The organism is Bowmanella yangjiangensis (genome assembly GCF_017255015.1).
In the GTDB taxonomy this organism is placed as follows: Bacteria; Pseudomonadota; Gammaproteobacteria; order Enterobacterales; family Alteromonadaceae; genus Bowmanella; species Bowmanella yangjiangensis.
On the sequence record NZ_JAFKCS010000260.1, the window covers coordinates 1 to 1102 of the forward strand.

Consider the following 1102-nt stretch of genomic DNA (forward strand, 5'->3'; position numbering starts at 1 on the left):
GGCGCTGGAGGACGATGCGCATCTGCTTGCCGGTCTCAACGTCGCGCGCGGCGTGATCACCTGCGGCAGCGTCGCCGAGGCGCACGGGTTGAAATTCCATTCACCGGCCAGCCTGCTCGAGCAGCTCTAGCCGCGGCGGATGTCGTCCTGTGTCGCGCCGTTCGCCAGCGTTGGCGGCAGGCGGCGTGTGCACTGACTAAGCTGAATGAGGTATCTCGCGCTTGAGGATACGGCCGTGTTCGCTCGCTGTGTGCATGTGTTGTTGGCGTTGCTCGTTGGCTTCGGTTTCCAGGGCGTTGCGCAGGCCGAACGCTTGCGGCTGTATACCGAAGAGTACCCGCCGATCAACTTCAGCCGGTACGATGGCAAGCCGACCGGTCTGGCCACCGAGGTGGTGCTCGAGATCATGCGGCGCACCGGCGACACGGCGCCCATCGAGGTCGTGCCCTGGGCACGGGGTTACCAGCAGGCGCAGGTCAGGCCGAATACCGGGTTGTTCGTCACGATGCGCATCCCCGAGCGCGAGAAGCTGTTTCACTGGGTCGGGCCGCTGACGCGCAACACCACGTCCTTCTATGCCCTGCGCAGGAGCGGGCTGCAGCTGGATGACTTCGAACAGGCTCGCCAGGTGGGCAAGATCGCGGTACCGCGTGACTGGTACAGCCATCAGCACCTGCTGGCGCATGGCTTCACCAACCTGTATCCGGTGGCGGGTCCGGACCAGGTGATACGCATGCTCAAGCGTGGCCGGGTCAAGCTGATGGCGCTGGATGACCTCAGCCTCAATGCCCTGCTCGACGGTGGCGGGCTGGCTGTGGGGGAGGTGGAGCAGCTGCTGGTGTTCCTGCACAGTGATTCCTACATCGCCTTTTCGCAGGACACCGACCCGCGATTGCTGGCGCGCTGGCAACAGGCGCTCGATGCGATGAAGGCCGATGGCAGCTTCGCCGCCATCTACCACAAATGGCTGCCCGGCCTGCCGCTGCCGCCCTGAAGACCCTCTACAGCGGCCAGACCCACAGCAGCATCGGTACGCTCAGCGCGACCACGAGAATCTCCAGTGGCAGGCCCAGGCGCCAGTAATCGCCGAAGCGAAAGCCGC

General features: G+C 65.1%; 1 protein-coding gene. It reads left to right on the forward strand.

Going from position 1 to position 1102, the window contains the following annotated elements:
• Positions 1-235: 235 nt before the first annotated feature.
• Positions 236-994 (forward strand): substrate-binding periplasmic protein, encoded by a 759-nt coding sequence (locus J0A65_RS23810; protein ID WP_206596753.1) that lies wholly within the window; start codon positions 236-238, stop codon positions 992-994.
• The last annotated feature ends 108 nt before the right edge of the window (positions 995-1102 follow it).